This window comes from Leptolyngbya sp. FACHB-36 (genome assembly GCF_014695955.1).
Classification (GTDB): domain Bacteria; phylum Cyanobacteriota; class Cyanobacteriia; order Leptolyngbyales; family Leptolyngbyaceae; genus FACHB-36.
In genome coordinates, this window is the sequence record NZ_JACJPG010000169.1 from 1 (window position 1) to 6,437 (window position 6,437).

The 6,437-nt window shown below is 55.1% G+C and carries 2 protein-coding genes, 1 tRNA gene and 1 pseudogene; 2 read left to right on the top strand and 2 right to left on the bottom strand.

Features of this window, described 5'->3' with window-relative positions; translation table 11 throughout:
- Positions 1-202: 202 nt before the first annotated feature.
- Together H6F43_RS02610 and H6F43_RS02615 are read right to left on the bottom strand one after the other, a co-directional pair.
- Positions 203-275, bottom strand: a tRNA-Ala gene (locus H6F43_RS02610).
- 177 nt (positions 276-452) lie between these two features.
- Positions 453-3,152: an efflux RND transporter permease subunit gene (locus tag H6F43_RS02615; protein WP_190340447.1), complete on the bottom strand. Its 2,700-nt coding sequence runs from the start codon at positions 3,150-3,152 to the stop codon at positions 453-455.
- Between the two features lie 312 nt (positions 3,153-3,464).
- On the opposite strand from H6F43_RS02615, the gene H6F43_RS02620 reads away from it, so the two are divergent.
- Together H6F43_RS02620 and H6F43_RS22970 are read left to right on the top strand one after the other, a co-directional pair.
- A complete protein-coding gene (locus H6F43_RS02620; RefSeq protein ID WP_190340448.1) occupies positions 3,465-6,218 on the top strand; it encodes a hypothetical protein in 2,754 nt (917 codons plus the stop codon).
- A gap of 100 nt (positions 6,219-6,318) precedes the next feature.
- Positions 6,319-6,437, top strand: a pseudogene (locus H6F43_RS22970) (nucleoside phosphorylase); the annotation flags it as partial.

The following is a 6,437-nucleotide window of genomic DNA, read 5'->3' on the forward strand; positions in this document are numbered from 1 at the left end:
GGAGGACTGAAAGGAGCGCTGCGATCTCACCATTAAGCGAACTAAGCTTAATCTGACGATTTCAGCAGAAACGACATTAATGTGCGAAATGCTAGCAAACTCTCACTTAACGACATTAATGTGCGAATACAACAGAAATGCCCTAGAACGACATTAATGTGCGAAACGCGACATTTAATGTGCGAATGTACAACAACATCAATGGAGAGTAACGGGGTTGAACCGATGACCTCTGCGGTGCGATCGCAGCGCTCTACCAACTGAGCTAACTCCCCGAATGGTTTGATCATTTTAGCATCCGACCTGTGCGGCGCAGCACCACGACTAGCAGACGGCAACATGCCTGTCGAGCATTGGCGCGTTACGGCATTTTCTTGATAGCGCGATCGACCCGTTATACCAATTCGGAATTCGGAATTCGGAACTTGGAATAGCAAACGCTAGATTTCGTCTCAGACTCGATTGCGCTGGCGTTTGAAGAGCGATCGCCAGTCATCCACTAAGTCGTAGATGACCGGAACCACAATTAGGCTCAGCAGCGTGGACGTAACCAACCCGCCCATAATTGCCACCGCCATTGGCGCGCGGAGTTCAGCCCCTGCTCCCAACGCCAGCGCCAGCGGCAGCATTCCCAAAATTGTTGCTGCCGTCGTCATTAGAATTGGGCGCAAGCGCACCGGACCGGCTTCTAAAATCGCCTCGGTGCGGGATTTCCCTGATCGCCGCAGCTGCCGGATGTAGTCCACAATCAGAATGGCATTTTTGTTGGTCAAGCCGAGCAGGAAAATGATGCCGATCAGCGAAATCATGCCGAAATCGCTGCGCGTCAGCAGCAATCCCAGCATGGCACCGACGATCGACAGCGGCAGCGACACAAAAATCACCAGCGTATCCGTCCAGCGTTTAAACAACGCGAACAGCACCACGACAATGCACAGCAGCGACAGGCCCAGCGTTGAGCCAAAGCTGCCAAGAATTTCATCAACGCGAGCAGAATCGCCGCCCAACCGTAACGAGACTCCTGCAGGCAGAACTGCTTTTGCCTCAGCCACCGCGCGATCGGTGGCTTCGCCAATCGTCAGCGACTGCCCCAGATTGGCGCTGATAGTGGCAACGCGCTGACCACCCGTACGGTTAATTTCCGTAATGGTCGTGCTGTTGTTGTCGGCAGTAGTGGAGGGATCCTCAATGCCCGGAATTTTTTCCAGTCTGGCTTTGATGTCCCGTGCGGCTTTGTTCAAGGCAGTCAAATCATTGCCAACAATTTGCACTTGCACAGGCTTCTCGCCGCCCGTATCCACAAACTGAATGTCCTCAACGCTGGTTGTGACGCCTGCCAGCTTAGGAAGCTGCTGCCGGAATTGATCTTGCAGTTGCGCCGTATCCGTAGAGCGCTGCTGCTTTAGTTTAATGTAGAGGCTGCCTTTATTGGGTTCGCCCTGCCGCGTTCCCACGACGGTAAATACAGTGTCGACATCCGGCGATCGCCGCACAAAGGCATCCAACTCGTTCGCCACCTTGCGCGAATCTGCCAGCGGATCAAACGGCGGTGGAGTCGGAGGCGTGGCTCCCGGTGGCAGTTGGGCGGCAGCTTGTTGCGCCTGCGCCGCCAAATCCGTTGGAATTTTGGGCAGCGGTGCCGTGTACGTAATATTGAATTCGCCTCGATCGAGCTTCGGAATGAAGCCTTTGGGAATCAGCGGAATCAGCGCTAACCCCACAGCGAAGCTGACGATCGCCACACCAACCACGACGCCCCGATGCCTCAGCGACCAACCTAACAGCGTTCGGTAGCCGCGATCGATGCCTGCGAGCCAGTCCCGACGGGGATTCGGCGTCTCGGAGCGCTTCGCAGGGCGGAGCCAATACGCCGCGAGCAAGGGCGACAGCGTGCGAGCAACTAGCAGCGAAATCAGCATGGCGGCTGAGATCGTGATGCCAAAGGGCTTGAAAAACTGCCCCAGCACGCCGCCCATCAACCCCACGGGTAGAAATACCGCGACAGCCGTCAGCGTTGCGGCGGTGACGGTCAATCCGATCTCGTTCGTCGCCAGAATTGCTGCCTGCTTAGGCGATTCGCCCTGCTCCAAGTGACGAGCAATGTTTTCCACATCCACGATCGCGTCATCGATGATGCTGCCAATCACCATTGCCAGCGCTAGTAGCGTAATCGTCTCTAAGTTAAAGCCGTAGATTGCCATGACGATAAACGTCCCCAAGAGCGACATCGGGATCGCCAGTGCTGAGATGATGGTTGCACGCCAACTGCGGAGAAATGGCATGATCACCACCACCGAGAGGACGATCGCCTCGATGAGCGCCTGAATGGTTTCTTGGGTCGCCGAACGAATATAGTCTGCCTGCGTCGTCGCTAAGGTCAGCTTGACAGTGGGAAGCTGGTTTTGTAGGCGCTGAACCGCGTCTTCTACCTGCTGCACAACCTCTAACGTGTTTGCATCGCTGCGCTTAACCACTTGAAACGCCAGCGCCTCGCGCCCGTTGAACTGAACGCTGGTCCCGGCTTGCGAAATCGCCTGCTGTGCCTGCTCAGGATTGGTCAGTTGAGCTACCTCGATCGGGCGCGAGTTACCCAGCAAATTGACCTTCAGTACGCCGGGAACGTCGGTGATCGTGGGCAAAATCTGATCGTTGGTTGTTTGAGCTAACTGCGCTAGCGTTTGCGAGGTGCCCTCTACGGCGTAGCTCACCACTGCCGCTTCGTTCAAATTGATGGGGATAGCTTTAGATGTCGCTCCAGCAGGCAGCTTCAACTGCTTTAGCGTATTTTCGACTTGTCGCGTGGACTCATCCAGGTTTGTTCCAACTTGAAACCGCAATCGAATCACCGATTGCCCTGCATAGGTTGTCGAGTTGGTTCCAGTGCGCCGACTCAGGGTTTGAAGCGACTGTTCGATCGGCGTTGTCAAGTCTCGCTCGGTGTCCAACGCCGTCTTTAAGGGAGCCGACGCATTCACCACCACAACAGGAAAGGTAATGTCTGGGAACAGCGCGTACTTGAGTGAGCTAAACGCCAGCACGCCCGCTACGGCTACAGCAATCCAGAAACCCAGCGTTACCCAGGGAAATTGGATTGCCAGCCGAGAAATGTTTAAGCGTTCCCGCAGGGACAACCTATGACTTGGTTCAACCATGAGAAGACTGCCGTCATGAACAAACTACCTGTCATCGTAGCGCTCTCGTGTAACGTCTTTTTGGGTAGTCCGTCAATCGGAAGGCTGAGGTTGGGCAGTCCGTCAATCGGAAGGCTGAGGACCTGGTTCGACCCTAAGCTTAACCTGATTGATGAGGTAGAGTTAACCCGTCTGTGAGGAAAATTGAGTAGCATCGGTCCTCGCAACACTCTAAGCCCCACACCAGTTTTAGGGCAGTTCGTCGCTCTTTGCAGGTAGTGAGCGGTGGGCGATCGTGTCCTCAAAATTCTTCATTCCCCAACGGACAAGCTCATGGAATCGATGTGGTCACCCAGCAGCGACAGTAGCCCACTGCCCAACAACGTTCTCGCGGCATCGTTGGATGCGCCACTGATGCCTGCGTTAGGGACGACGGACGGCTCTCTGCAGTCATTGCCAGCGATCGCGGCTCATTCCAGTGCTTCACCGATAACGGCGCCGATCGCTGCCCCAACCCGGCTAACCGACTTTACTGTGCCGACTTATGGCTCCGGTCCATCCCGGTTAACGGTGCTGAATGGCACGATATACTTCGCCGCCGACGATGGCATCAGCGGTACGGAGTTGTGGAAGCTGGATGACAGCGGAACTCCGGTACAAGTTGTCGATATTCGCCCCGGTAGCTTTGGCTCTTTCCCGTTAAACTTCACCCAAATCAATGACACGCTGTACTTTACAGCCGATGACGGCATCAGCGGAGAGGAACTGTGGCGACTGGATCGGAATGGGGCAGCCGAACAAATAGCGGACATTCTCCCAGGCAATCTTGGCAGCTTCAGTCTCAGCAGTTCTTCACAGTTAATCAACTTCAATAACACGCTGTACTTCACAGCCGATGACGGCATCAGCGGACGTGAGCTGTGGCGACTGGACGATCATGGAACTCCGGTGCAGGTTGCCGATATTCGCCCTGGCAGCCTCAGCGGGCTGAATTCCGCCAGCCTTCCAGTCCTAAGCATCCTAAACGGCACACTGTACTTCGGGGCGAATGACGGCATCAGCGGCGATGAGCTGTGGCAAGTGGACGGTAGCGGTACGGCGAGACAAGTTGCAGACATTAACCCTGGAAAGTACAGTTCTAATTCGTCTAATTTGACAAACGTGAACGGCACACTGTACTTTACAGCCGATGACGGCAGCAGTGGAGAGGAACTGTGGCGGCTTGACAGCAGCGGCAGTGTGGTACAAGTTGCCGATATCTACCAGGGTGCTTCTAGCTCCCGTCCGTCCAATTTGATCAGTTTTAACGGCACGCTGTACTTCACAGCCAATGACGGCAGCAGTGGGCAGGAACTCTGGCGGCTCGACGACAGCGGCGCAGCGGTCCGACTCACCGATATCAACTTAAATCCGGCAGGAGCAGGTCCGCTCAGCTTAACCGACGTGAACGGTACGCTGTATTTCGTCGCTGAGGGACACCCCGACGATCGAGAAATCTGGAAACTAGAGAACAACACCGCCGTACAGGTCACTGCTATTAGCCCCAATCTCTTCGGGTCCGGTCCCTCCAAGTTGATCAACGTCAACGGCACGCTGTACTTCACAGCGGACAACGGCGTCAGTGGCAAGGAGCTATGGCAGCTCGACAGGAGCGGTAGCGCCGCACAAGTTGCAGACAGCAATCTCGGTCGTGATGGGTCTTCTCCGTTGGAGCTAACTATCTTTGACAATACGCTGTACTTCACAGCGGACGATGGCATCAGCGGTAGGGAGCTGTGGCGGCTCGACAGCAGCGGTCGTGCTGCACAAGTCGGAGAGATTAATCGACGATCGATCGAGTCGCCTCTACAGCTAACCGACGTGAACGGCACGCTGTACTTTGTCGCTCATGACAGCGCGACTGGGCAAGAGCTATGGCGGCTCGACAACACGGGCACCGTCGCGCTGGTCGCGGATATCGTTCCTGGCAGGTCGAGTTCCTTTCCATCCCAGCTAACTAATGTGAACGGCAGGCTGTACTTCACAGCAAATGATGGCAGTCATGGTAGCCAACTGTGGCAGATTGACGATCGTGGCGCAGCCGTACAAGTTCCCGCCGTCAACGCCAACCTTGACACGTTTGGTCCGCTTGATTTAATCGATATTAGCGGCACGTTGTACTTCTCAGCCAAGGAGCGCAGCGGTCGTCGGGATCTGTGGCAAGTCGGCAGTGGCGGCACAGCCATACAAGTTACGAAAGGCAATTCTAATGTTCTAGGATTTGAGCCGTACAGTTTGACCAATGTGAACGGCACGCTATATTTCACAGCGGATGACGGCATTAGCGGCAAGGAGTTATGGAAACTCGACAAGAAAGGCGCAGCGGTACAGGTCGCAGATCTTGCTCCAGGTCGTGAGAGTTCCAATCCATCGTCTCTAACCAACGTCAACGGTACGCTGTACTTCACAGCGAGTAACGGCATCAGTGGCGCTGAGCTGTGGCGGCTCGACAGCAGCGGTAGCGTTGTGCAGGTGACTGACATCAACCGCGATCGCGGCAGCTCAGATCCGTTTGGGGTGACTCGTATTGGCGACAGCCTATACTTCAGCGCTAATGATGGGATCAGCGGTTTTGAGCTGTGGCGCGTAGACCGTGGCGCTACTGCCGTGCAAGTGGCAGACATTCGCCCTGGCAGTTTTAGCTCGTTTCCTCGAAATTTGAGCAACGTCAACGGCACGCTGTACTTTACAGCAGATTCCAGTGATCGCATCAGCGATGCCGGACTGTGGCGCGTAGACAGCAGCGGGATTGCTGTGCAGGTATTGGGGATTCAGCCCGATCGTAACTCTCTCAATCCGCCTACGATGCTTGCCATTAACGATACGCTGTACTTCACTGGCGATGACGGCGTTAGCGGTTCTGAGCTGTGGCAGATCGACAGCAGCGGCAATCTAGCACCCGTGGCAGACCTTTATTCTGGCGGCTTAGGCTCCAATCCTCAAAGGTTGACCAACATCAATGGCACGCTATATTTCACAGCAGACGATGGCATTCACGGGCGGCAGCTGTGGCGATCGGGCGTCTATGCCTGCTCCTACACCGCTTGACGCCAGTGCGTAATTCGTAATTTGGAATTGCAAACGCTAGATTCCATTTGGGTTCTAGTGTTTTGAGTGGTAGCTGGAATTTGAAAAATTGGTATAAACAATGTCAACGCCAACGATTCTGGTTTGTCGAGGAGCTGAGTATCAAGCGGTTTGCAAGGGGCTGAGCCATAGTGCGGGATCTAAGCCGATCGTTCTGCCAATTCCCGTTGGTCCGCACGC